The sequence below is a fragment of the Pseudomonas sp. UBA6699 genome (assembly GCF_002454615.1).
Classification (GTDB): Bacteria; Pseudomonadota; Gammaproteobacteria; order Pseudomonadales; family Pseudomonadaceae; genus Aquipseudomonas; species Aquipseudomonas juntendi.
The window spans coordinates 17,590-42,407 of the sequence record NZ_DKJF01000087.1; the positions used below are offsets into that span (position 1 = coordinate 17,590).

Annotated in this window: 24 protein-coding genes; 18 read left to right on the plus strand and 6 right to left on the minus strand. The window is 63.4% G+C overall.

Features of this window, described 5'->3' with window-relative positions:
• Positions 1–158: 158 nt before the first annotated feature.
• Complete coding sequence (gene purL / locus B3361_RS17105; RefSeq protein ID WP_154211816.1) at positions 159–4,058, plus strand: phosphoribosylformylglycinamidine synthase; 3,900 nt, start codon at positions 159–161, stop codon at positions 4,056–4,058.
• 3 nt (positions 4,059–4,061) lie between these two features.
• On the plus strand, positions 4,062–4,373 hold the full coding sequence (locus tag B3361_RS17110) for an NIF3 1 (RefSeq protein ID WP_009683429.1): 312 nt from the start codon (positions 4,062–4,064) through the stop codon (positions 4,371–4,373).
• A gap of 120 nt (positions 4,374–4,493) precedes the next feature.
• Here the strand turns inward: B3361_RS17110 and B3361_RS17115 are convergent, their stop codons facing one another.
• From B3361_RS17115 to B3361_RS17125, 3 genes are all read right to left on the minus strand, one after another.
• Complete coding sequence (locus tag B3361_RS17115) at positions 4,494–6,554, minus strand: PhoX family protein (protein ID WP_154211815.1); 2,061 nt, start codon at positions 6,552–6,554, stop codon at positions 4,494–4,496.
• 143 nt (positions 6,555–6,697) lie between these two features.
• Positions 6,698–7,252 carry a L,D-transpeptidase family protein gene (locus B3361_RS17120; protein WP_029885511.1) on the minus strand — a complete coding sequence of 185 codons (555 nt, stop codon included), beginning with the start codon at positions 7,250–7,252 and terminating at the stop codon, positions 6,698–6,700.
• Between the two features lie 22 nt (positions 7,253–7,274).
• On the minus strand, positions 7,275–7,826 hold the full coding sequence (locus B3361_RS17125) for an NUDIX hydrolase (protein ID WP_029885510.1): 552 nt from the start codon (positions 7,824–7,826) through the stop codon (positions 7,275–7,277).
• Positions 7,827–7,950: 124 nt separating this feature from the next.
• Between B3361_RS17125 and B3361_RS17130 the strand changes: the two genes are divergently transcribed.
• From B3361_RS17130 to purT, 5 genes are all read left to right on the plus strand, one after another.
• Positions 7,951–8,550, plus strand: a complete 600-nt coding sequence (locus tag B3361_RS17130) for a CoA pyrophosphatase (protein WP_029885509.1) — start codon at positions 7,951–7,953, stop codon at positions 8,548–8,550.
• A gap of 44 nt (positions 8,551–8,594) precedes the next feature.
• On the plus strand, positions 8,595–9,119 hold the full coding sequence (locus B3361_RS17135; protein WP_029885508.1) for a gamma carbonic anhydrase family protein: 525 nt from the start codon (positions 8,595–8,597) through the stop codon (positions 9,117–9,119).
• A complete protein-coding gene (locus B3361_RS17140) occupies positions 9,112–9,306 on the plus strand; it encodes a DUF1289 domain-containing protein (RefSeq protein WP_029885507.1) in 195 nt (64 codons plus the stop codon). The genes B3361_RS17135 and B3361_RS17140 overlap by 8 nt, the downstream gene beginning before the upstream one ends.
• A 202-nt stretch (positions 9,307–9,508) precedes the next feature.
• Positions 9,509–9,976 carry a VUT family protein gene (locus B3361_RS17145; RefSeq protein ID WP_029885506.1) on the plus strand — a complete coding sequence of 156 codons (468 nt, stop codon included), beginning with the start codon at positions 9,509–9,511 and terminating at the stop codon, positions 9,974–9,976.
• 76 nt (positions 9,977–10,052) lie between these two features.
• Complete coding sequence (gene purT, locus B3361_RS17150; RefSeq protein ID WP_009683437.1) at positions 10,053–11,234, plus strand: formate-dependent phosphoribosylglycinamide formyltransferase; 1,182 nt, start codon at positions 10,053–10,055, stop codon at positions 11,232–11,234.
• A 127-nt stretch (positions 11,235–11,361) separates the two neighbouring features.
• Here purT and B3361_RS17155 read toward each other — a convergent pair whose 3' ends face one another.
• From B3361_RS17155 to B3361_RS17165, 3 genes are all read right to left on the minus strand, one after another.
• Positions 11,362–12,660 (minus strand): MFS transporter, encoded by a 1,299-nt coding sequence (locus B3361_RS17155; RefSeq protein ID WP_029885505.1) that lies wholly within the window; start codon positions 12,658–12,660, stop codon positions 11,362–11,364.
• Positions 12,661–12,933: 273 nt separating this feature from the next.
• The gene (locus B3361_RS17160; protein WP_009683439.1) at positions 12,934–14,139 is read right to left on the minus strand and encodes a transporter associated domain-containing protein; all 1,206 of its coding nucleotides are present in this window, start codon (positions 14,137–14,139) and stop codon (positions 12,934–12,936) included.
• 9 nt (positions 14,140–14,148) lie between these two features.
• Positions 14,149–14,958 carry a cytochrome C assembly family protein gene (locus tag B3361_RS17165; protein ID WP_009683440.1) on the minus strand — a complete coding sequence of 270 codons (810 nt, stop codon included), beginning with the start codon at positions 14,956–14,958 and terminating at the stop codon, positions 14,149–14,151.
• 345 nt (positions 14,959–15,303) lie between these two features.
• On the opposite strand from B3361_RS17165, the gene ffh reads away from it, so the two are divergent.
• The 11 genes from ffh to B3361_RS17220 all read left to right on the plus strand — a co-directional run.
• The gene (ffh, locus tag B3361_RS17170; RefSeq protein ID WP_029888036.1) at positions 15,304–16,680 is read left to right on the plus strand and encodes a signal recognition particle protein; all 1,377 of its coding nucleotides are present in this window, start codon (positions 15,304–15,306) and stop codon (positions 16,678–16,680) included.
• 247 nt (positions 16,681–16,927) lie between these two features.
• Complete coding sequence (gene rpsP / locus B3361_RS17175) at positions 16,928–17,179, plus strand: 30S ribosomal protein S16 (protein WP_008094480.1); 252 nt, start codon at positions 16,928–16,930, stop codon at positions 17,177–17,179.
• A gap of 5 nt (positions 17,180–17,184) precedes the next feature.
• On the plus strand, positions 17,185–17,721 hold the full coding sequence (gene rimM, locus B3361_RS17180; protein WP_009683442.1) for a ribosome maturation factor RimM: 537 nt from the start codon (positions 17,185–17,187) through the stop codon (positions 17,719–17,721).
• A 3-nt stretch (positions 17,722–17,724) separates the two neighbouring features.
• Positions 17,725–18,477 carry a tRNA (guanosine(37)-N1)-methyltransferase TrmD gene (gene trmD, locus B3361_RS17185; protein WP_003252146.1) on the plus strand — a complete coding sequence of 251 codons (753 nt, stop codon included), beginning with the start codon at positions 17,725–17,727 and terminating at the stop codon, positions 18,475–18,477.
• Positions 18,478–18,519: 42 nt separating this feature from the next.
• The gene (gene rplS / locus B3361_RS17190) at positions 18,520–18,870 is read left to right on the plus strand and encodes a 50S ribosomal protein L19 (protein WP_003252148.1); all 351 of its coding nucleotides are present in this window, start codon (positions 18,520–18,522) and stop codon (positions 18,868–18,870) included.
• Positions 18,871–18,965: 95 nt separating this feature from the next.
• Complete coding sequence (locus tag B3361_RS17195; protein ID WP_009683444.1) at positions 18,966–19,373, plus strand: acyl-CoA thioesterase; 408 nt, start codon at positions 18,966–18,968, stop codon at positions 19,371–19,373.
• Positions 19,374–19,544: 171 nt separating this feature from the next.
• Entirely contained in the window at positions 19,545–20,441 is an 897-nt protein-coding gene (gene xerD / locus B3361_RS17200) for a site-specific tyrosine recombinase XerD (protein WP_154211453.1), read from the plus strand.
• 152 nt (positions 20,442–20,593) lie between these two features.
• Positions 20,594–21,337 (plus strand): DsbC family protein, encoded by a 744-nt coding sequence (locus B3361_RS17205; RefSeq protein WP_029888038.1) that lies wholly within the window; start codon positions 20,594–20,596, stop codon positions 21,335–21,337.
• An 82-nt stretch (positions 21,338–21,419) separates the two neighbouring features.
• Positions 21,420–22,724 carry a homoserine dehydrogenase gene (locus tag B3361_RS17210; RefSeq protein WP_009683447.1) on the plus strand — a complete coding sequence of 435 codons (1,305 nt, stop codon included), beginning with the start codon at positions 21,420–21,422 and terminating at the stop codon, positions 22,722–22,724.
• Positions 22,725–22,892: 168 nt separating this feature from the next.
• On the plus strand, positions 22,893–24,302 hold the full coding sequence (gene thrC / locus B3361_RS17215; protein ID WP_009683448.1) for a threonine synthase: 1,410 nt from the start codon (positions 22,893–22,895) through the stop codon (positions 24,300–24,302).
• Positions 24,303–24,479: 177 nt separating this feature from the next.
• A partial coding sequence (locus tag B3361_RS17220; RefSeq protein WP_286778188.1) for a histidine kinase occupies positions 24,480–24,818 on the plus strand: 339 nt, incomplete at its 3' end.

The window sequence follows — 24,818 nt, forward strand, 5'->3', positions numbered from 1 at the left end:
TTCTTGTGGCTTGCAGCTTACGGCTTGTCGCTTTTTTTTGACCCCAAAGTCCGGTTCCGCCGCCCGGCAGCCATGGCTTAGAGCGGGTGCCGAAAGCCAACGATTTAGGCTAGAATGCACGGCCTCTAAGCACACCCCTTCCTGAGGCTGTCCCGACGATGTTGATCCTGCGCGGCGCTCCTGCCCTTTCTGCCTTTCGCCACGGTAAATTACTCGAGCAACTGAGCCAGAAAGTCCCCGCTGTTACTGGTTTGTATGCCGAATTTGCCCACTTCGCCGATGTTGAAGGCGAACTGACCGCCGACCAGCAGCAGGTGCTGGGCCGTCTGCTCAAGTACGGCCCGAGCGTGCCGGTACAGGAGCCGAGCGGCCGCCTGTTCCTGGTCGTACCGCGCCTGGGCACCATCTCGCCATGGGCCAGCAAGGCCAGCGACATCGCTCACAACTGCGGCCTGCAGGCAATCCAGCGCCTGGAGCGTGGTATCGCCTACTACGTTGCCGGCAACCTGAGCGACGCTGACGCCGCCCTGATCGCCGCCGAGCTGCACGACCGCATGACCCAGCGCGTGCTCGGCCAGTTGGAGCAGGCCGCTGACATGTTCAGCCACGCCCAGCCCAAGCCGATGACCTCGGTCGATATCCTCGGCGGCGGCCGCGACGCGCTGGCCAAGGCCAACATCGACCTCGGCCTGGCCCTGGCCGAAGACGAAATCGACTACCTGGTCAATGCCTTCCAGGGCCTCAAGCGCAACCCGAACGACATCGAACTGATGATGTTCGCCCAGGCCAACTCCGAGCACTGCCGCCACAAGATCTTCAACGCCAGTTGGGACATCGACGGCCAGGCGCAGGAAAAAAGCCTGTTCGGCATGATCAAGAACACCTACCAGATGCACAACGAAGGTGTGCTGTCTGCGTACAAGGACAACGCCTCGGTGATCGTCGGCAACGTTGCCGGCCGCTTCTTCCCGAACCCTGAAACCCGCCAGTACGGCGCGGTGCAGGAGCCGGTGCACATCCTCATGAAGGTGGAAACCCACAACCACCCGACCGCCATCGCCCCGTTCTCCGGTGCGTCCACCGGCTCGGGTGGCGAAATCCGCGACGAAGGTGCTACTGGCCGAGGCGCCAAGCCCAAGGCTGGCCTGACCGGCTTCACCGTGTCCAACCTGCGCATTCCGGGCTTCGAGCAGCCCTGGGAGCAGGCCTACGGCAAGCCAGAGCGCATCGTCGACGCCCTCGACATCATGATCGAAGGCCCATTGGGCGGTGCTGCTTTCAACAACGAATTCGGTCGCCCGGCGCTGACCGGCTACTTCCGTACCTTCGAGCAGGCCATCAACACCCCGCACGGTGAAGAAGTACGCGGTTACCACAAGCCGATCATGCTCGCAGGCGGCATGGGCAACATCCGTGAAGACCACGTGCAGAAGGGCGAGATCACGGTCGGCGCCAAGCTGATCGTACTCGGTGGTCCGGCCATGCTGATCGGCCTGGGCGGCGGCGCTGCTTCGTCGGTGGCCACCGGCGCCAGCTCCGCTGACCTGGACTTCGCCTCGGTACAGCGTGAAAACCCGGAAATGGAGCGCCGTTGCCAGGAGGTCATCGACCGCTGCTGGCAGCTGGGCGATGCCAACCCTATCGCCTTCATCCACGACGTGGGCGCCGGCGGCATCTCCAACGCCTTCCCGGAGCTGGTCAACGACGGTGGCCGCGGTGGCCGCTTCGAGCTGCGCAACGTGCCCAACGACGAACCGGGCATGGCCCCGCACGAAATCTGGAGCAACGAGTCGCAGGAGCGTTACGTGCTGGCCGTCAGCGCCGTCGACTTCGAGCGCTTCAAGGCCATTTGCGAGCGCGAGCGTTGCCCGTTTGCCGTGGTCGGTGAAGCCACCGAAGAAAAGCACCTGACCGTCAGCGACAGCCACTTCGGCAACACCCCGGTGGACATGCCCCTCGACGTGCTGCTGGGCAAGCCGCCGCGCATGCACCGTTCGGTCACCCGTGAAGCCGAGCTGGGCGATGATTTCGACCCAAGCGAGCTGGACCTGGACAGCGCCGTGCAGCGCGTGCTGAACCACCCGGCAGTGGCCAGCAAGAGCTTCCTGATCACCATCGGCGACCGCACCATCACCGGCCTGGTTGCCCGCGACCAGATGGTCGGCCCGTGGCAGGTTCCGGTTGCCGACTGCGCCGTCACGGCCACCAGCTTCGATGTGTACACCGGTGAAGCCATGGCCATGGGCGAGCGAACCCCGCTGGCCTTGCTGGACGCCCCCGCATCCGGCCGCATGGCCATTGGCGAAACGCTGACCAACCTGGCGGCATCGCGCATCGAGAAACTGTCCGACGTCAAGCTGTCGGCCAACTGGATGTCCGCTGCCGGCCACCCAGGTGAAGACGCGCGCTTGTACGACACCGTCAAGGCGGTCGGCATGGAGCTGTGCCCAGAGCTGGGCATTACCATTCCGGTCGGCAAAGACTCCATGTCGATGAAAACCAAGTGGAGCGACGAGGGCGTCGAGAAGAGCGTGACCTCGCCGATGTCGCTGATCATCACCGGCTTCGCGCCGGTCACCGACATTCGCAAGACCCTGACCCCGCAACTGCGCATGGACAAGGGTGAAACCGACCTGATCCTGGTCGACCTCGGCCGCGGCAAGAACCGCATGGGCGCCTCGATCCTGGCCCAGACCTACGGCAAGATCGCTGCCCAGGCACCGGATGTCGACGACGCCGAAGACCTCAAGGCCTTCTTCGCCGTGATCCAGGGCCTGAACGAAGATGGCCACCTGCTGGCCTACCACGACCGTTCCGACGGTGGCCTGGCCGCCACCGTGCTGGAAATGGCCTTTGCCGGCCACTGCGGCCTGGACCTGCACCTCGACCCGCTGACTGACAGCAAGGCCGATGTGGCGGCCATTCTGTTCAACGAAGAGCTGGGGGCGGTCATTCAGGTTCGCCAGGACGCCACCCCCGACGTACTGGCACAGTTCAGCGCCGCTGGCCTGGGCGAAGGTTGCGTGGCGGTGATCGGCAAGCCGGTCAACAACGCCGAAGTGTCCATCAGCCTCAATGGCGAAGTGCTGTTCGACGACGACCGCCGCATGCTGCAGCGCCAGTGGGCCGAGACCAGCTACCAGATCCAGCGCCTGCGCGACAACGCCGACTGCGCCGACCAGGAATTCGACCTGCTGCTGGAGGAAGACAACCCGGGCCTGTCGGTCAAGCTGGGCTTCGACGTCAACGACGACATCGCCGCACCGTACATCAAGAAAGGCGTGCGCCCGCAAGTGGCCATCCTGCGCGAGCAGGGCGTCAACGGCCAGGTTGAAATGGCTGCAGCCTTCGACCGCGCCGGCTTCGCCGCCATCGACGTGCACATGAGCGATATCCTTGCCGGCCGCGTCGACTTCGAGGCCTTCAAGGGCCTGGTGGCCTGCGGTGGTTTCTCCTACGGTGACGTGCTGGGCGCCGGTGAGGGCTGGGCCAAGTCGGCGCTGTTCAACAGCCGCGCCCGTGATGCCTTCCAGGCCTTCTTCGAGCGTACCGACAGCTTCGCCCTGGGCGTGTGCAACGGTTGCCAGATGATGTCCAACCTGCACGAGCTGATCCCGGGCACCGAGCACTGGCCGCACTTCGTGCGCAACCGCTCGGAGCAGTTCGAGGCACGTGTGGCCATGGTCGAAGTGCAGAAGTCCAACTCGATCTTCCTGCAAGGCATGGCCGGTTCGCGCATGCCGATCGCCATCGCCCACGGTGAAGGCCATGCCGAGTTCGCCAGCGAAGAAGCGCTGCTGGCCGCCGACATGTCCGGTTGCGTGGCCCTGCGCTATGTCGATAACCACGGCAAGGTCACCGAAGCCTACCCGGCCAACCCGAACGGCTCGCCGCGCGGTATCACCGGCCTCACCAGCCGCGACGGTCGCGTGACCATCATGATGCCGCACCCGGAGCGTGTGTTCCGCGCCGTGCAGAACTCCTGGCGCCCTGACGAGTGGCACGAAGATGCCGCGCTGATGCGCATATTCCGCAATGCGCGGGTGTGGGTGAACTAAGGCGTGTACAAGCTCGCCTTCTTCGTCCCCGCCAGCCATGTCGACGTGGTCAAGGCCGCTGTGTTCGCCGCCGGTGGCGGGCGCATCGGTGACTATGACCACTGCGCCTGGCAAACCCTGGGCCAGGGCCAGTTTCGCCCGCTGGACGGCAGCCAGCCGTTTCTCGGGCAAACTGGCCGGGTCGAGGTGGTGGAAGAGTGGAAGGTGGAGCTGGTGGTGGCAGACGAGCTGGTAGCCCAGGTCGTCGCTGCACTCAAGCAAAGCCACCCGTACGAGGCGCCAGCCTATGAGGTGTGGCGGCTCGCCGAGTTCTAGACCGCATCAGGGCTATTCGCGGGCACGCCCGCTCCCAAAAGGGTTACACAACTTGTGGGAGCGGGCGTGCCCGCGAACAGGCCAGTAAAGCCAGCACAAGGCCGGCTGTACCACACCGGATCAGACGGTGCCGATCTCCCCGCCATCAACCCGCTGAATCACCACCGTCGCAGCCCGCGGCCTTACCTTGGTACCCGCTGGCGTCACGTCCGTAGCGTTGTCGGTGCATGGCCAGTTCCCTGGGCGCTGAATGTTGACGAACAGCGTCTTGTTGTCCGGGGTAAAGGTAATCCCGGTCACTTCGCAGCCATTCGGGCCAACGAAGAAGCGCCGCAGGTCCACCTGGTTCTGCGCGTTCACCGGCACCTGTTTGCCGCCGGCGTCCACCAGATTAGTGGGGATCACCGCCAGTAGCTGGTCGTTGGTGTAGTCGGTGACAGTGCTTTCGCCGTTGTCGGTCTCGAACCACAGCACGCCACGGCTATCGAAGCTCATGCCATCCGGGCTGGCGAACTGGTTCAGTTCGGTGAGGCCGGAACGGTTGATGTCGGCGGTGCCGGCAGCGTTGGCGCCAAACACGAAGATGTCCCAGGCGAAGCTCAACTGGTCGTCGCTGTCGTGCCAGCGGATGATATGGCCATGGCGGTTCGGCCCGCGCGGGTTGGCGGCATCGGCTTTTTCCGGGGTGCGCGCACTGTTGTTGGTCAGTGTCAGGTACACGTCGCCGTTCAGCGGGTTGACCGTGGTCCACTCCGGGCGGTCCATTGGCGTTGCGCCCACGGCATCGCCGGCACCCCGGGTGTTGAGCAGGATGCCCGGCAGGTCACCGTACAGCGCGCCCAAGGTGCCGCCGCCAGTGGTGGGGGTAGTCACGTCCAGCAGCAGCCAGACACCGGTACCGTCGGCATTGAAGCGGGCGACATACAGCTTGCCCTGGTCCAGGTACTTGGCACCAGTGGCCAGTCGGTCGGCCGGGTTGGCATCGGCGGCATCCCACACGGCGCTGGACACCCACTTGTACACGTATTCGTTGTTGGAGTCGTCACCCATGTACCACACCAGTGGCTTGCCCGGCACCGGCAGGCCCGGGGCGCAGCCTTCGTGGCGGAAGCGGCCCAGTGCGGTACGTTTGGTGGCGAGGGTGCTGCTGTCGTAGGGGTCGATCTCGACGATGTAGCCGTAGGTGCTGGCTTCGTTGCGGTAGTCGTCGGTGGCGCTGGCGCCCTTGGCGGTCACGTCGAAACGGGCGAACTCGTCGGCTTCCTCGCTGGCGTCGCCGGCGGCACTTTCCCATTTGAACTGGCCGCTGGAGGTGCCCACGCCAATGCGCTGCTGGTCTTCAGGGCGGGTGCCCTTGTTGACGAAAATGCCCGGCCAGTTTTCTTCACAGGTGAGGTAGGTGCCCCAAGGCGTATAGCCGTTGCCGCAGTTGTTGTTGGTGCCTCGGCAGTGGGTGCCGGCGGGGGAGTACTTGGTCTTGACGTGTTCGGTGCCACGCAGCGGGCCGCTGATGGCCATGCGCGATGCGGTGGTGAAGCGGCGGTTGAGCGGGTCGTTGTCGACCACCTGCCAGCGGCCATCGGTTTTCTGCAAGCGCACCACGCCAGCGCCGTGGGCGTTGATTTCCTTGCGCACTTCTTCGGCCGGGCGTTTCCCATTGATAGCGGTCGTTGGGCCGGCCGGGTGCAGGGCGGCGGTGTCGATGTACTCGAAGTTGATCGCCAGCAGGCCGTCTTCGGAGCTGCCGTTGATGGGGAAGAAATGCATGCCGTCATGGTGCATGCCCATGGCGTTGGCTTGATCGGTCGAGGTGTTGCTGCCATCGGCTCGCCACGGTTTGGCGTTGCTGTTCAGCGGCGTACCCCATGGGGCGAGCACGTAGGCGCTATAGCCGGCGGCCACTGCGCAGGCGTCGGTGCGCGACCCCGGGATGGATTGGAAACCCAGGGCCAGTTTCGGTTTTTTCGGCTCGGTAACGGGCGGCTGGGTAACCGGGTCATCGTTGGCGGAGCCGCCGCTGTCGAAGCAGCCTGCCAGGCCTGTACCGGCGATCATGGCGATGGCAGCGCCCAGGCTGCCGCGCATCACACTGCGGCGGCTGAGGTAGACGTCCATGACGGAGGCCATCGGCGGGTTGCCGCTGTGGTTCCGGTCCAGATTGTCGCCGGTATCTCGACTCATCAGAGTGTCCTTGTATTCGCTGGGTTGAAACAAACCGCGACTGTAAGGCGCAAATATGATGATTCGTTGGCAGAAATGTTAACGAGCTTTTAAAGCAACCGGCTCCCGGCATTGCCTGGCCTGCGTGGCTGCGCTGGTAAGGCTCAGGGCCGGATTTCGATCAACGTCCCATCGCGTACCAGGTTCCACACCTCCTGCATGTCACGGTTACGCATGGCAATGCAGCCATCGGTCCAGTCCAGGGTGTGGAAGTACCATTCCGGGTATTCATCGTTGATCGGTGTGCCGTGGATCATGATCATGCTGCCGGCACTCACCCCTTCACGGGTTGCGCGGGCGGCATCGTTGCTGTTCGGGTAATTGATGTGCATGGCCAGGTTGAAGCGATCGCTCTGCTTGCGCCAGTCCAGCCAGTACAGGCCCTCTGGGGTCTTCTTGTCGCCCTCGCGCTGCTTGGCGCCCTTGGGCTGCTTGCCCAGGGAAATGCGGTAGGTCTTCAGCGGCTCGCCACGGCTGATCAATTGCAGGCGCCGCTCGGACTTGATCACCAGCACCTTATCGATCAGCGGTTGCATCGCCTGCTGCGAGGACGACGGGGATGGCGCGGCCTGCACAGGCTTGCGAATGATGGTCTCGGTAAATGCCGCCTGGGACACCGAGGTAACGCAAAGGCAGAAAATGGCAAGCAACCAGCGCATGTAACGGTATCCCTGAAGGCGTCTAGGTATTGGGTGAAACGAGCATCGGCGGCAGGTATTCATGGCCTATGGGGTAGTGCGCCCCGATGCGGTCGCGATAGTAGCATTCTAGTGTGCGCGTGACCGTGCGGAAAGCCAGCTCACCCCAGGGAATCTCGTGTTCCTCGAACAGCCGCACCTCCAGGCTCTCGACGCCGACAGCGAAATCAAGGTCCGCCAGTTCGGCGCGGAAGAACACATGCACCTGGTTGATGTGCGGCAGGTCGAACAGCTGGTACAGGCTGGTCGCGCCGACCCGGGCGCAGGCTTCCTCCACCGTTTCGCGACGGGCGGCCTGGTCGAGGGTTTCGCCGTTCTCCATGAAACCGGCGGGCAAGGTCCAGAAACCGCGGCGCGGCTCGATGGCGCGGCGGCACAGCAGCACTTGGCTGCCCCAGGTGGGCAGCACGCCGGCGACGACGTTGGGGTTCTGGTAGTGGATGGTCTGGCAAGCCTCGCAGACATACCGCAGGCGGCTGTCGCCTTCGGGGATCCGCAGGGTGACCGGGTGGCCGCACGCGCTGCAGTAGTTCATGGCACTATCCTTTATGTTCCGGGCTATCTTGGCGCGGCCGCAGGCGCGCCGCAAGCGCGGGGGCTTGGGTGCCACGCGGCTTTGGTGCATCATGCAAGGCAGGCCTTGGATACGAGCGTGCGCAATGCTGGACGAGCTACTTCGCCGAATGAGCAACCACCAACCCGCGTCACTGGAAACCGACCGGCGGTTCCCCGAAGCGGCGGTTCTTTTGCCCATTACCCGTAGCGAAGCGCCCGAACTGGTCTTGACCCTGCGCGCCCAGGGGCTGTCCACCCATGGCGGTGAAGTGGCTTTTCCCGGAGGCCGCCGCGACCCGGAAGACCCGGACCTGGTGTTCACCGCGCTGCGCGAAGCCGAAGAAGAAATTGGCTTGCCGCCGGGTCTGGTCGAGGTGATCGGCCCGCTGAGCCCGCTGATTTCACTGCATGGCCTGAAAGTGACACCATTCGTCGGCGTTATCCCCGACTTCGTCGAATACCGCGCCAACGACGCCGAGATCGCGGCAGTATTCACCGTGCCGCTGGAATTTTTCCGCCAGGACCCGCGTGACCATACCCACCGTATCGATTACCAGGGCCGCAGCTGGTATGTACCCAGCTATCGCTATGGCGAATACAAGATCTGGGGCTTGTCGGCGATCATGATCGTCGAACTGGTCAACCTGCTGTTCGATGCCGGCATCAGCTTGCACCAGCCCCCTGAGCGGTACATCGAAAACTGAGCGGGGCCAACCCCGTCGTCTGCGTTCCAGCCTGAGGAGCAAGCATGAAGTACCGCCTGGGCGACCTGCGGGTCGAGAGCCACCCCACCAGTTGGGCAGCGCCTAACGCCACGCTGATCGGCAACGTGCGCCTGCAAGCCAATGCCAGTGTGTGGTTTGGCGCAGTGCTGCGCGGCGACAACGAACTGATCGACATCGGCGAAGACAGCAACGTGCAGGACGGTACGGTGATGCACACCGACATGGGGTCGCCGCTGACCTTGGGCAAGGGCGTGACCGTCGGTCACAATGCCATGCTGCATGGCTGCACGGTCGGTGACTACAGCCTGGTGGGCATCAATGCGGTGATCCTCAATGGCGCGCGTATTGGCAAGCATTGCATCATCGGCGCCAACGCGCTGATTCCCGAAGGCAAGGAAATTCCTGACGGTTCGCTGGTGATGGGGTCGCCGGGCAAGGTGGTGCGCGAGCTGACCGAGCAGCAGAAGCGCCTGCTGGAAGCCAGCGCCGCCCATTACGTGCACAATGCCCGGCGTTATGCGCGGGAGTTGGTAATTGACGATGAGTAATGTTGTGGAACGGCCGGTGGCCTCGCCCTGCGTGAGCATCTGTGCGCTGGACGAGCAGGACATCTGCACTGGCTGCCAGCGCAGCGTGGCCGAGATCGGCCGCTGGGGGCGGATGGACAATGACGAGCGCCGCGCGGTGCTCAAGCGTTGCCATGAACGGGCAGTAGAGGCTGGCCTCGTCCTCTAGTCTGATGCAGAGCCCTGTGGGAGCGGGCATGCCCGCGAAACCGCCACCGCGGTACATGGCACCGGCGCCGCCGGTGTTCGCGGGCACGCCCGCTCCTACAGGTACAGCATGAGCCTGGAGGGCTACGGATCATCTTTATGAGCGGGTTTACCCGCGAACGGCTCGACGGTAATCTGTACGGCTTGCCCATAGATTACCCGCCATGTTCTATCTGCTTGCCTATATCAGCAGCGTAGTGCTGATCAACTACGCCTTCTCCAGTGCCCCGCACCTGGACGTCATCTGGTCTGCCTGGGGCGGCCTGGTGTTCATCCTCCGCGACATGGTGCAAACCCGCTTCGGCCACGGCGCCCTGGTCGCCATGCTGGTGGCGCTGGTGCTGTCGTATGTGACCTCTGAGCCGGCCATCGCCCTGGCCAGCGCCACCGCGTTCTTCATATCCGAACTGATCGACTGGCTGGTGTTCAGCGTCACCCGGCTGCCACTGCGTGACCGCCTGTGGTTGAGTTCGGCGTTGAGCATTCCGGTGGACACCTTCATCTTCTTCGGCATGATCGGTGCCTTGGCCCCGGCGGTGGTCGGCACGGCCATGGCCTCCAAGTTCACCGGCGTCACCGCGGTGTGGCTGGCCATGGCATTTCGCGCCCGGCGGGCTGCTGCGGCCAGCTGATGGTGTAGAATAGTGGTCCTTTTTCAGCGGGTCGCGCCAAGCCGGGTGCGGCCCCGGATGCCTTCGAGGACCTGAAATGACCCGTATCGGAACCCCCTTGTCGCCTACTGCGACCCGTGTATTGCTGTGCGGCTGTGGCGAGCTGGGCAAGGAAGTGGTGATCGAGCTGCAGCGCCTGGGCGTCGAAGTGATCGCCGTCGACCGCTATGCCAATGCCCCGGCCATGCAGGTTGCGCACCGCAGTCACGTGGTCAACATGCTCGATGGCGTGGCCTTGCGTGCCGTGATCGAGGCCGAGAAGCCGCACTACATCGTTCCGGAAATCGAAGCCATCGCCACCGCCACCCTGGTCGAGCTGGAAAACGAAGGCTTCAACGTGGTGCCCACCGCCCGCGCGACCCAGCTGACCATGAACCGCGAAGGTATCCGCCGCCTGGCCGCCGAAGAGCTGGAGCTGCCAACTTCGCCGTACCACTTCGCCGACACCTACGAAGACTTCGCCAAGGGTGTGGCCGATGTCGGCTACCCGTGCGTGGTCAAGCCGGTCATGAGCTCGTCGGGCAAGGGCCAGAGCCTGCTGCGCAGCGACGCCGACCTGCAGAAGGCCTGGGACTATGCCCAGGAAGGCGGCCGCGCCGGCAAGGGCCGGGTGATCGTCGAGGGCTTCATCGACTTCGACTACGAAATCACCCTGCTGACCGTGCGTCATGTAGGGGGCACCACCTTCCTCGAACCGGTCGGCCACCGCCAGGAGAAGGGTGACTACCAGGAGTCCTGGCAGCCCCAGGCCATGAGCGAGAAAGCGCTTGCCGAGTCGCAACGTGTGGCCAAGGCGGTCACCGATGCGCTGGGTGGCCGGGGCCTGTTTGGCGTGGAACTGTTCGTGAAAGGCGACCAGGTGTGGTTCAGCGAAGTCTCGCCGCGCCCGCATGACACCGGCCTTGTGACCCTGATTTCCCAGGACCTGTCGCAGTTCGCCCTGCACGCCCGCGCCATTCTCGGGCTGCCGATTCCGGTGGTGCGCCAGTTCGGCCCTTCGGCCTCGGCGGTGATCTTGCCGCAGGGGCAGTCGCAGCAGACCAGCTTCGCCAACCTGGGTGCAGCCTTGAGCGAGCCGGATACTGCTATCCGCCTGTTCGGCAAGCCGGAAATCAACGGTACCCGCCGCATGGGTGTGTGCCTGGCGCGCGACGAGTCGGTTGAAGCGGCGCGGGCCAAGGCGACCCGCGCTTCGCAGGCGGTCAAGGTCGAGTTCTAAGCTGGAAGCTTCAAGCTTCAAGCTTCAAGCTTCAAGCTTCAAGCTGCAAGCTGCAAGAGAATGCGCGTAGCTTGTAGCTTGTAACTTGTAGCTTGTAGCTTGTAGCTTGTAGCTTGCAGCTTGAGACTCACAGCTGTGTATTGCGGGTCTCTTTCAGGCACAGCACAGCGATCAAGCTGATCACTGCGGCTGCCGACACATAGCCCCCCACCCAGCTCAAACCGCCCATGCTCACCAGCTTCTGGGCGAAGAACGGGGCCGCCGAGGCGCCGACAATCCCACCCAGGTTATACGCCGCCGAAGCGCCGGTGTATCGCACATGGGTTGGGAACAGCTCCGGTAGCAAAGCCCCCATCGGTGCAAAGGTCACGCCCATCAGGAACAGCTCGATGGCCAGGAACAGTGCCACGCCGGCGGTAGAGCCCGAGGTCAGCAAAGGCTCCATGGTAAAGCCCGACGCCACCGCCAGCAGGCCGCCGACGATCAGCACTGGCTTGCGCCCGTAGCGGTCGCTGAGCCAGGCCGACAGCGGCGTCGCCAGCGCCATGAATACCACGGCAAAGCACAGCAGGCCGAGGAACGTCTCCCGGCTGTACCCCAGCGTGGTCACCCCGTAGCTCAGCGAGAACACGGTGGAGATATAGAACAGCGCATAGCACACCACCATGGCGGCAGCGCCCAGCAGGGTAGGGCGCCAGTGCCTGGCGAACAGGTCGACCACCGGCATTTTCACCCGCTCATGGCGGGCAACAGCCTTGGCGAACACGGGGCTTTCCTCCAGCTTCAGGCGCACATACAGGCCTACCAGCACCAGGGCGGCGCTGAGCAGGAACGGGATACGCCAGCCCCATTCACGGAACTGCTCGTCGCTCAGGGTCAGGGCCAAGGTCAGGAACAGGCCGTTGGCCGCCAGGAAGCCGATCGATGGCCCCAATTGCGGGAACATGCCGAACCAGGCGCGCTTGCCCTCCGGGGCGTTTTCGGTGGCCAGCAGTGCCGCGCCGCCCCATTCGCCGCCCAAGCCCAGGCCTTGGCCAAAGCGCAGCAGGCAGAGGATGATCGGTGCCCATACACCGATGCTGTCATAGCCTGGCAGCACGCCGATGGCCGTGGTGGACACACCCATCAGCAGCAACGAGGCGACCAGGGTCGATTTACGGCCGATGCGGTCACCAAAATGGCCGAACAGTGCCGAGCCCAGCGGCCGGGCAAGAAACGCAATGCCAAAGGTCAGGAAGGCCGCCAGCATCTGTGCGGTGCCCGAGCCGGAGGGGAAAAACACCGGCCCGATGACCAGGGCGGCGGCCGTGGCGTAAACGTAGAAGTCGTAGAACTCGATGGCGGTGCCAATGAAACTGGCAGTGGCTACCCGCGCGGGCGAGTTGACCGGCGCCGCAGGGGCTTGGGCATAGGTGCTGCTTGTCATTAAGTAGGTCCCTAACAGTCTGGTCCGGCTCCGTGGGCTTGGTCCACGACGGGTGCGCTGCAGAGGCAGGCACGGCGGCGCGGGCGCCGGAGCGTTTTGTTGTTGTGTGCGCCCGACTGACGATAGCCCAAGGGGGATAGGGGCGGGGGCGGGCACTGTTCAGGGTGTGGAAGCAGGACCGCGGGGCGTGTCAGTGGGGCGGACTGGCCGTGAAACGCCGGGTGCGGGTAGCAGGCGTGGCGGCGGGGCTGGGTAAGCGTGGGGCGAGTATAGCTAGCGCGCCAGGGTCCACACCAGTACCTTGCTGGCACAATTGTCCTCGGTTTCGAGGATCTCCAGGCGATAGCGGCCGATCTTCAGGCAAACGGCACTTTCGGGAATGCTTTCCAGTGCTTCGGTCACCAGGCCGTTCAGGGTTTTCGGCCCGCCGTCGCAGGGCAGGTGCCAGCCCAGGCTGCGGTTGATTTCACGCAGGGAGGCAGTGCCATCGATGACGAATGTGCCATCGGGCTGCGGATGCACGTGCGGGTTTTCCAGGCTCTGTTCGTCTTCGAACTCGCCGACGATTTCTTCGAGAATGTCTTCCAGGGTGACGATACCCAGCACTTCGCCATACTCGTCCACCACCACACCCAGGCGCCGTTGCTGTTTGTGGAAGTTCAGCAGTTGCATTTGCAGCGGTGTGCTTTCGGGCACGAAATACGGCTCGTAGCAGGCCCCGTGCAGCGCCTCCAGGGTCAACTCGGCCTTGGGCAGCAAATGGCTGATCAGCTTGGTGTTGAGGATCGCCTCCACCTGGTTGATGTCGTTGTGGTACACCGGCAGGCGGGTGTGGCGGCTGACGATCAGCTGTTCGATGATGCGCTCGATCGGCTCGTCGAGGTTGATGCCGTCCACTTCGCTGCGCGGCACCAGGATGTCGTTGACGGTGACCTTGTCCAGCGCCTGCAGGCCGTCGAGCAGGCCGTGGCGGGGCGCTTCGTGGCGCTCGTCTTCATCCGGGTCGTCATCTTCCTGCGGGTGCAGGGGCACTGCCGCTGGTTGCGCGCGGAACGGGCGCAAGATCAGTTTGGCGCAGCCGTCGAGCAGGCAGGCGAACGGCTGCAGCAGCGTGAGCGGCGCTTTCAGCAGGCTTACGCCCAGGCTGGCCAGTGCTTGCGGGTTGCGCCGCGCCAGGCGCCGCGGCAGGAACTCGGCAAACACCAGCAAGGCCGCGGCAGCGGCCAGCCCGGCCAGCCAGAAACCGTGTTCGCCGTCGTAGCGCTGCCCGACCAGGCACGCCAGGCCCAGGACCAGCAGTTTGCCGAGGCTGGCGCACAGCACCAGCGCCTGGGCGGGCAACGCTGGCTGGCCATCATCGCCACTGCGTAGCGCGCCAGCCAGTTGCAGGCGCGCAACGTCCACAGCAGTGAACAGCGCTGCCCAGAGCAGCGCCAATGCCAGCGTGACCAGTAGCGGTGCGTACGGCAGGGTGTCCATGGGTGGCCGTCAGATATGCAGAATGAATTCGCGAACCAGCTTGCTGCCGAAATAGGCCAGCATCAGCAGGCAGAAACCGGCCAGCGTCCAGCGAATGGCCTTGTGGCCGCGCCAACCCAGGCGGGTTCGCCCCCACAGCAGCACGCTGAATACGACCCAGGCAACGCAGGCCAGCAAGGTTTTGTGCACCAGGTGCTGGGCGAACAGGTTTTCGAGGAACAGCCAGCCGGAGATCAGCGACAGCGACAGCAGGCACCAGCCGGCCCAGAGGAAGCCGAACAACAGGCTTTCCATGGTTTGCAGCGGCGGGAAGTTGCGGATCAGCCCGGACGGGTGCTTGTTCTTCAGCTGGCGGTCCTGCAGCAGCAGCAGCAGCGACTGGAACACGGCAATGGTGAACAGCCCATAGGCCAGGATCGACAACAGGATGTGCGCAAGAATGCCCGGCTCCTCGTCGATCAGTGGCACCGTGCCGGGTGGCGCGAACTGCGCCAGCAAGGCCGTTACCGCGCCCAGCGGGAACAGCAGCACCAGCAGGTTTTCCACCGGTATGCGCAGGCAGGCGAGCAGGGTCAGGGCAATCACTGCCACGGCGATCAGGCTGGCTGCGCTGAAGAAGTCCAGGCTCAGGCCCAGTGGGGTGATCAACTGGAAGAACAGTGCGCCGGCCTGGGCCAGCACCGCAACGGCACCGAGCAGGCCGAGCAGGCGCTTGTCGGCCTTGCGGCCCTGGGCGAGGTATGAGCCCTGGTAGATGGCCGCTGCTATATAAAGGCCGGCGGCGATCAGGTTGGGGATGAGGCTGGGTGAGGAGAACATAAGTCCTGATTGGCGAGCCTTAAAGAGACGGAGTTTGGCATAGTGAGCTGCAAGCTGGAAGCTGCAAGCCTGAAGCGGGGGCTTTAAGCGGCAAGCTTCAAGCGGCAAGCTTCAAGAAAAAGCAGCCATCCCGCGCATCGGCTCTTGCTTGTAGCTTTTAGCTTTTAGCTTGTAGCTTGTAGCTTGTAGCTTGCCGCTTGCCGCTTGCCGCTTGCCGCTCGGAAGCCAAGGTGGGCGCCGCCGCCGCACTTCGCTATAATCGCCGCCTTGCTGTGCCTGGCGGGTATGTTTTTCCCTGCAGGCGCCTGACAAACCTCGGCTTTTACTGGGCCTGAAAGGATCACCATGTTCGAAAACCTGACCGACCGCCTGTCACAGACGCTGCGCCACGTCACCGGCAAGGCCAAGCTGACTGAAGACAACATCAAGGACACGCTGCGCGAAGTGCGCATGGCCCTGCTCGAGGCCGACGTCGCCCTGCCGGTGGTCAAGGATTTCGTCAGCAGCGTCAAGGATCGTGCGGTCGGCACCGAAGTGTCGCGCAGCCTCACTCCGGGCCAGGCGTTCGTCAAGATCGTGCAGGCCGAGCTGGAAAGCCTCATGGGCGCGGCCAACGAAGACCTTGCGCTCAATGCCGCCCCGCCTGCCGTGGTACTGATGGCCGGCTTGCAGGGCGCCGGCAAGACCACCACCGCTGGCAAGCTGGCGCGCTTCCTCAAGGAGCGCAAGAAAAAGAGCGTGATGGTGGTGTCCGCCGACGTCTATCGCCCGGCGGCGATCAAGCAGCTGGAAACCCTGGCCAACGACATCGGTGTCACCTTCTTCCCGTCCGACATCAGCCAGAAGCCGGTGGCCATTGCCGAAGCGGCCATCCGCGAAGCCAAGCTCAAGTTCATCGACGTGGTCATCGTCGACACCGCCGGCCGCCTGCACATCGATGCCGACATGATGGCCGAGATCAAGGCGCTGCACGCTGCGGTCAAGCCGATCGAAACCCTGTTCGTGGTCGACGCCATGACCGGCCAGGACGCCGCCAACACCGCCAAGGCCTTTGGCGAGGCGCTGCCGCTGACCGGCGTGGTATTGACCAAGGTCGACGGTGACGCCCGTGGCGGTGCTGCGCTGTCGGTGCGTGCCATTACCGGCAAGCCGATCAAGTTCATCGGTATGGGTGAAAAAACCGAGGCCCTCGAGCCGTTCCACCCCGACCGCGTGGCCTCGCGCATCCTGGGCATGGGCGATGTGCTCAGCCTGATCGAGCAGGCCGAGCAGACCATCGACAAGGCCAAGGCCGACAAGCTCGCCAAGAAGCTGAAGAAGGGCAAGGGCTTCGACCTCGAAGACTTCCGCGACCAGCTGCAGCAAATGAAGAACATGGGCGGCCTGGGTGGCCTGATGGACAAGCTGCCGAGCATCGGCGGGGTCAACCTGTCGCAGATGGGCAACGCCCAGGGCGCGGCCGAGAAGCAGTTCAAGCAGATGGAAGCGATCATCAACTCCATGACCCCGGCCGAGCGCCGCGACCCTGACCTGATCAGCGGTTCGCGCAAGCGCCGTATCGCCCTGGGTTCCGGTACCCAGGTGCAGGACATCGGCCGGCTGATCAAGCAGCACAAGCAGATGCAGAAGATGATGAAGAAGTTCTCTGCCAAGGGCGGCATGGCCAAGATGATGCGCGGCCTGGGCGGTATGCTCCCGGGCGGCGGCATGCCCAAGCTGTAACACGTATTCCGAGTGCCTGCCTTTCGTCGGGCAGGCACCCAGAACCCCCGCCACGGCGGGGCAACGGCCGCGAATTTCGCGGCGCAACCGGCAAATCTGGACGGCGGGGCGGTGCCTTGCCGAAAAAGTCATTTGCAAATGTCCGTGTATTCCCCGAGAATATGCGGCCTTTTGGGCACCCGTGTGCCTATTTGGCATTCAGATTTGCAGTAAAAACTGCAACACCGACTATAGGAACGATGTTCACATGGTAACCATTCGTCTGGCCCGTGGCGGCTCGAAAAAGCGCCCATTCTACCACCTGACCGTGACCAACTCGCGTAACGCCCGTGACGGCCGTTTCGTTGAGCGCGTTGGCTTCTTCAACCCGATCGCATCGGGCGCCGAAGTCAAGCTGTCGGTCAACCAAGAGCGCGTCACCTACTGGCTGAGCCAGGGCGCACAGCCGTCTGAGCGCGTTGCTCAGCTGCTGAAGGACGCTGCCAAGGCCGCTGCCTGAAACGTATGAACGCGACGCCAGAAAAGGCTGACGACCTCATCGTCGTTGGCAAGATTTTTTCGGTTCACGGCGTTCGCGGCGAGGTGAAGGTGTATTCCTTTACCGATCCGATTGAAAACCTGTTGGATTATCCGCGCTGGACGCTTCGGCACGAAGGCAAGGTAAAGCAGGTCGAGCTGGTCAGCGGTCGTGGCTCCCAAAAGGGCCTGGTCGTGAAACTGAAAGGCCTCGATGATCGTGATGAAGCCCGGCTTCTGAGCGGTTACGAAATCTGCATTGCGCGGAGCCTTTTGCCCAACCTGGCTGCCGACGAGTACTACTGGTACCAGTTGGTGGGTCTGAAGGTCATCAACCAGGACGAACACCTGTTCGGCAAGGTCGATCACCTGTTGGAGACTGGCGCGAACGATGTAATGGTGGTCAAGCCCTGTGCGGGCAGCCTGGATGATCGCGAGCGGCTGTTGCCCTATACGGAGCAATGCGTGCTGGCAATCGACCTGGAAGCAGGCACGATGCGGGTTGAGTGGGACGCGGATTTCTAAACGATGGGTAACCTTCGCGTAGATGTCATCACGTTGTTCCCCGAGATGTTCTCGGCCATCACGGAGTACGGCATTACCAGCCGCGCGGTGAAACAAGGGTTGCTTCAGGTGACTTGCTGGAACCCGCGGGACTACACCACAGATCGTCACCACACGGTAGATGATCGGCCGTTTGGCGGTGGTCCGGGCATGGTGATGAAAATCAAGCCTCTGGAAGATGCACTGGTTAGCGCCAGGCAGGCAACCGGAGCTGCGGCGAAGGTGATCTACCTTTCGCCACAAGGCCGCAAGCTGACTCAGCAAGCGGTCAAAGGCCTGGCCGAACAGGAGTCGTTGATCCTGATCGCCGGTCGTTATGAGGGCATCGACGAGCGCTTTATCGAGGCTCATGTCGATGAGGAGTGGTCGATTGGTGACTATGTGCTTTCCGGTGGCGAGCTGCCGGCCATGGTACTGATCGATGCGGTTACGCGGCTGCTGCCCGGAGCTTTAGGGCATGTGGACTCGGCGGAAGAGGATTCCTTTACCGACGGTCTGCTTGATTGCCCGCACTACACCCGGCCTGAGGTGTATGCGGATCAGCGTGTTCCCGACGTGTTGCTAAGTGGCAACCATGCACACATCCGGCGTTGGAGGATGAAGCAGTCCCTTGGTAGGACCTTCGAACGACGCGCCGATCTTCTGGAAAGTCGCTCGCTTTCTGGAGAAGAGAAGAAGCTGCTCGAGGAATATCTCCGCGAGCGGGACGATAGTTAAACGTATCGATGGTGGATCGCGTATCCATCTTAGGAGCACAGCATGACCAACAAGATCATCCAGCAGCTCGAAGCCGAGCAGATGAGCAAGGAAATCCCGACCTTCGCACCAGGCGACACCGTTGTCGTTCAGGTTAAAGTGAAGGAAGGTGAGCGTTCCCGTCTGCAGGCGTTCGAAGGCGTCGTTATCGCCAAGCGTAACCGCGGTCTGAACAGCGCCTTCACCGTGCGCAAGATCTCCAGCGGCGTTGGCGTAGAGCGTACCTTCCAGACCTACAGCCCGCAAATCGACAGCCTGGCGGTGAAACGTCGTGGTGACGTGCGTAAAGCCAAGCTGTACTACCTGCGCGACCTGTCCGGCAAAGCCGCTCGCATCAAGGAAAAACTGTCCTGAGTACAGTTTGCCTGGTGGCCGAGGCCGCCTAGCGAGAGAAAAGCAGCCTTCGGGCTGCTTTTTTGCTTTTTCAACCTTCAGAAGATCGAATTGCGATGACTACCCGAGACCAGGAAATTCAGCGCCGCACCGAACTGTCGGTTACCCGCGTGACCAAGGCGGTGTTCCCCAACACCACCAACCACCACAACACCCTGTTCGGCGGTACTGCGCTGGCCTGGATGGACGAGGTGTCGTTCATCGCTGCCACGCGCTTCTGCCGCCTGCCGCTGGTGACCGTGTCCACCGACCGCATCGACTTCAAGCACCCGATCCCGGCGGGCTCGATCGTCGAGTTGGTGGGCACGGTGATCAAGGTCGGCAACACCAGTTTGCAGGTGCAAGTGGATGTGTTCGTAGAAAACATGTACCTGGACGGCCGTGAGCGTGCAATCCATGGGGTGTTCAGCTTTGTCGCCATCGACGAGGACAAGCGCCCGGTGCCGGTTTTGCCCCAGGCCTGAGTTCTTCTGCACTGGCACTTTCGCCTGCGCGCTCGCTTCTACAAGCCATGCAAAGCATTCAAAGCCTGTGCAGGCCCTGTGGGAGCGGGCGTGCCCGCGAAGAGGCCGGTACAGACAACCCCCAGGCTGCTGTGAAACACTAGCCCCATCTCCAACACTCAGCAGCCCTGAATGCCCGCCCTAGACCACCCCCTGATCGACCAGTTCCTCGACGCCCTGTGGCTCGAGAAAGGCCTGTCCGACAACACCCGCGTGTCCTACCGCAGTGACCTGGCCCTGTTCAACGGCTGGCTGCATGAGCGCTCCGTGGCGCTGCCCGACGCTGGCCGCGACCTGATCCTCGACCACCTGGCCTGGCGCCTGGAGCAGGGCTACAAGCCGCGTTCCACGGCACGTTTCATCTCCGGCCTGCGCGGCTTCTTCCGTTACCTGTTGCGGGAAAAGCTGGTGGCCATCGACCCGACCTTGCAGGTCGACATGCCGCAACTGGGCAAGCCTTTACCCAAGTCGCTGTCCGAAGCGGACGTCGAAGCCCTGCTGCAGGCCCCGGACCTGGGCGAGGCCATCGGCCAGCGTGACCGCGCCATGCTCGAAGTGCTGTACGCCTGTGGTCTGCGCGTCACCGAACTGGTCAGCCTGGCCCTCGACCAGGTCAACCTGCGCCAGGGCGTGCTGCGGGTCATGGGCAAAGGCAGCAAAGAGCGCCTGGTTCCCATGGGCGAAGAAGCCGTGGTATGGCTGGAGCGCTACCTGCGCGGTGGCCGTTCCGATCTGCTCAATGGTCGCCCCAGTGATGTACTGTTCCCCAGCCTTCGCGGCGAGCAGATGACCCGCCAGACCTTCTGGCACCGCATCAAGCACCATGCCCGCGTGGCCGGTATCGACAAGCCGCTGTCCCCGCATACGCTGCGGCATGCCTTTGCCACCCATTTGCTCAACCATGGCGCCGACCTGCGCGTGGTGCAGATGCTGCTGGGCCACAGCGACCTGTCGACCACGCAGATCTACACCCATGTGGCCAAGGCTCGCCTGCAACAGTTGCACGCCCAGCACCACCCGCGTGGATGAATGTTTTTCATGTTCCGCCGACCGGTCCTTGCCAGGCCCTTCACCAGCAGCGTGATGTGGTAGGCTTGGGCGGTTTGCACCAAGGGCCGCACGCTCACCGCTCTTTTTCGCCGGTGGCGCCCTCCGGTCCCTGTCCGCCTTCAGGAGTTCCCATGCGCGTGACCCAGTTTTTCGCCGCCGCCGCGTTGGCGCTGGCCAGTACCTTTGCGCTTGCCGCGGCAACCGACAGCAATGCCGGTGCCGAGCAGGCCATCCGTAAATCACTGCAAAACCTCGAGCTGGAAGTACCCGTGGAAAGCGTGGCCAGCAGCCCGCTGAACGGCCTGTACGAAGTCAAGCTGCAGGGCGGCCGGGTGCTCTACGCCAGCGCCGATGGCCAGTTCGTGATGCAGGGTTATCTGTTCCAGATCCAGAACGGCAAGCCGGTCAACCTTACCGAAAAAACCGAACGCCAAGGCGTGGCCAAGCTCATCAACGGCATTCCAGCCGCCGAGATGGTGGTTTATCCTGCCAAGGGCGAAACCAAGTCGCATATCACCGTCTTTACCGACACCACCTGCCCGTACTGCCACAAGCTGCACGCCGAAGTGCCTGAACTGAACCGCCGCGGTATCGAAGTGCGCTATGTCGCCTTCCCGCGCCAGGGCCTCGGTTCGCCGGGTGACCAGCAGTTGCAGGCGGTGTGGTGCTCCAGCGACCGCCGCGCGGCGATGGACAAAATGGTCGAAGGCGAGGAAATCAAGGCGGCCAAGTGCGCCAACCCGGTCGGCAAGCAGTTCCAGCTGGGCCAGTCGATCGGTGTCAACGGCACGCCGGCCATCGTGCTGGAAAGCGGCCAGGTCATTCCGGGCTACCAGCCGGCACCACAGGTCGCCAAGCTGGCACTGGCCAAGTAATCCAATTCAGTACGCCGTCGTCATGGGGTGACGGCATGTTTCACGGTCGGCAAGGTGCCGGCCGTTCAATGGGGAGTTCACAGTGAAACCGGTCAAAGTAGGCATCTGTGGGTTGGGGACCGTCGGTGGCGGAACCTTCAATGTACTTCAGCGCAACGCCGAGGAGATTGCCCGTCGTGCCGGGCGCGGTATTGAAGTGGCACAGATCGCCATGCGTTCGCAGAACCCGAACTGCCAGATTACCGGTACCCCCATTACCGCTGATGTGTTCGACGTTGCGAGCAACCCCGAGATCGACATCGTCATCGAGCTGATCGGCGGCTACACCATCGCCCGCGACCTGGTGCTCAAGGCCATCGAGAACGGCAAGCACGTGGTCACCGCCAACAAGGCGCTGATCGCCGTGCACGGCAACGAAATCTTTGCCAAGGCCCGCGAAAAAGGCGTGATCGTCGCCTTCGAAGCGGCCGTGGCCGGCGGCATTCCGGTGATCAAGGCCATCCGTGAAGGCCTGTCAGCCAACCGCATCAACTGGCTGGCCGGCATCATCAACGGTACCGGCAACTTCATCCTCACCGAAATGCGCGAGAAGGGCCGGGCCTTCCCCGATGTGCTGGCCGAAGCCCAGGCGCTGGGCTACGCCGAAGCCGACCCTACCTTCGACGTCGAAGGCATCGATGCTGCGCACAAGCTGACCATCCTCGCCTCCATCGCGTTCGGCATTCCGCTGCAGTTCGACAAGGCCTACACCGAAGGCATCACCCAGCTGACCACCGCTGACGTGAACTACGCCGAGGCCCTCGGCTACCGCATCAAGCACCTGGGCGTGGCCCGGCGCACTGCTGAAGGCATCGAGTTGCGCGTGCACCCGACCTTGATCCCCGCCGACCGCCTGATCGCCAACGTCAACGGCGTGATGAACGCCGTGATGGTCAACGGTGACGCCGCCGGTTCGACCCTGTACTACGGTGCCGGTGCCGGCATGGAGCCAACCGCCTCGTCGGTGGTTGGCGACCTGGTCGACGTGGTCCGTGCCATGACCTCCGACCCGGAAAACCGCGTACCGCACCTGGCCTTCCAGCCCGATTCGCTGTCGGCCCACCCGATCCTGCCGATCGAAGCCTGCGAGAGCGCCTACTACCTGCGTATCCAGGCCAAGGATCACCCAGGCGTGCTGGCCCAGGTGGCCAGCATCCTTTCCGAGCGTGGTATCAACATCGAGTCGATCATGCAGAAGGAAGCCGAGGAACAGGACGGCCTGGTACCGATGATCCTGGTCACCCACGGCGTGGTCGAGCAGCGCATCAATGATGCCATCGTCGCCCTGGAAGCCCTGCAGGACGTGGTCGGCAAGGTTGTGCGCATTCGCGTCGAGCAGCTCAATTAAGCGGCAAGCCTCAAGCTGCAAGGTGCAAGTGAAGGCAGTGCAGTTTTGAGGCTTCGAACAGAGTAAATTCGCGGGAACAGCGAGATGCAGAGCGCAAGGGCAAGGCCAGTCGGCTTTTCTTGTAGCTTGCCGCTCGCAGCTTGCCGCTCAAATCAAAGGTTTGCACCCATGCGCTATATCAGTACCCGCGGCCAGGCACCGGCCCTGAATTTCGAAGACGTGCTGCTGGCTGGCCTGGCCAGTGACGGCGGCCTGTATGTGCCGGAAAACCTGCCACGTTTCACTCAGGAAGAAATCGCTTCGTGGGCCGGCCTGCCGTACCACGAACTGGCCTTCCGGGTCATGCGCCCGTTCGTTGAAGGCAGCATCGCCGACGCCGACTTCAAGAAGATCCTCGAAGAAACCTACGGCGAGTTCGCCCACGCAGCGGTGGCCCCGCTGCGCCAGCTGAACAGCAACGAATGGGTACTCGAGCTGTTCCACGGCCCGACCCTGGCGTTCAAGGACTTTGCCTTGCAACTGCTCGGGCGCCTGCTCGACCACGTGCTGGCCAAGCGCAACGAGCGCGTGGTGATCATCGGCGCCACCAGTGGTGACACCGGCTCCGCGGCCATCGAAGGCTGCCGCCGTTGCGACAACGTCGACATCTTCATCCTGCACCCGCACCAGCGCGTGTCGGAAGTACAGCGCCGGCAGATGACCACCATTTTTGGTGACAACATCCACAACATCGCCATCGAAGGCAACTTCGACGATTGCCAGGAAATGGTCAAGGCCAGCTTCGCCGACCAGTCGTTCCTCAAGGGCACCCGCCTGGTGGCCGTGAACTCGATCAACTGGGCGCGCATCATGGCCCAGATCGTCTACTACTTCCATGCCGCCCTGCAGTTGGGTGGGCCGTCGCGTTCCGTGGCGTTCTCGGTGCCGACCGGCAACTTTGGCGACATTTTTGCCGGCTACCTGGCGCGCAACATGGGCCTGCCGGTCAGCCAGCTGATCGTGGCCACCAACCGCAACGACATCCTGCACCGCTTCATGAGCGGCAACCAGTACGTCAAGGAAACCCTGCACGCCACCTTGTCGCCGTCGATGGACATCATGGTGTCGTCCAACTTCGAGCGCCTGCTGTTCGACCTGCACGGCCGCAACGGTGGCGCAATTGCCGAACTGATGGCCAACTTCAAGCAGGGTGGCGGCTTCAGCGTCGAGCAGGACCGCTGGACCGAAGCCCGCAAGCTGTTCGATTCGTTGGCCGTCAGCGACGAGCAGACCTGCGAGACCATCGCCGAGGTGTTCGCTGCCACTGGCGAGGTCCTCGACCCGCACACCGCGATCGGCGTCAAGGCCGCCCGTGAGTGCCGCCGCAACCTGGACACGCCGATGGTTGTGCTGGGTACCGCGCACCCGGTCAAGTTCCCTGAAGCGGTAGAAAAGGCCGGTGTGGGCAAGGCACTCGAGCTGCCGGCGCACCTCAGCGACCTGTTCAGCCGTGAGGAGCGTTGCACGGTGCTGGCCAATGACCTGAAAGCGGTACAGGGCTTTGTCAGCCAGCATGGCAACCGTGGCAAGCCATTGTAACGGGTGTGCCTGGGGCTGCTGCGCAGCCCCGTCGCGATACAAGGCCGCTCCTGCAGGCAACCGCGTTGGCTTCAGCTGACGCGGTATAGCCAGTTCCCGCAGCTTAATCAGAATCATCCTATTCAGGCGGCATTCACCAGCGCCTAAATTAGCCGGTCCTCCCATCAGGAGCGGCTCATGCACCAGACCGTCGTGTTGATTCATCAGGCACGCCCATCGCACCAGATCCTGCTGCACCAGGCCCTCAACGCGCAAGGCGTGTTCGCTGTGCGCATCAGCGCGACCACCGCTGAACTGGATGCCCGCCTTGGCGCCGAACGCCGCCCAGACCTGCTGATTCTCGACCATGCCGTGCCAACCAGGGCCGGCCGTGCCCTGCTCGCACGGCTGGCACAGGCCCGTGCCCTGTTGTTCGTCGGCCAGCCTGCGCCGCAGCGTTTCGACCTGGCCCAAGAGGCGCGCAAGCAAGGCCTGTGGGTACTCGCCGAGCTGCCCTGGCCGTTGTCGATGCCGCGC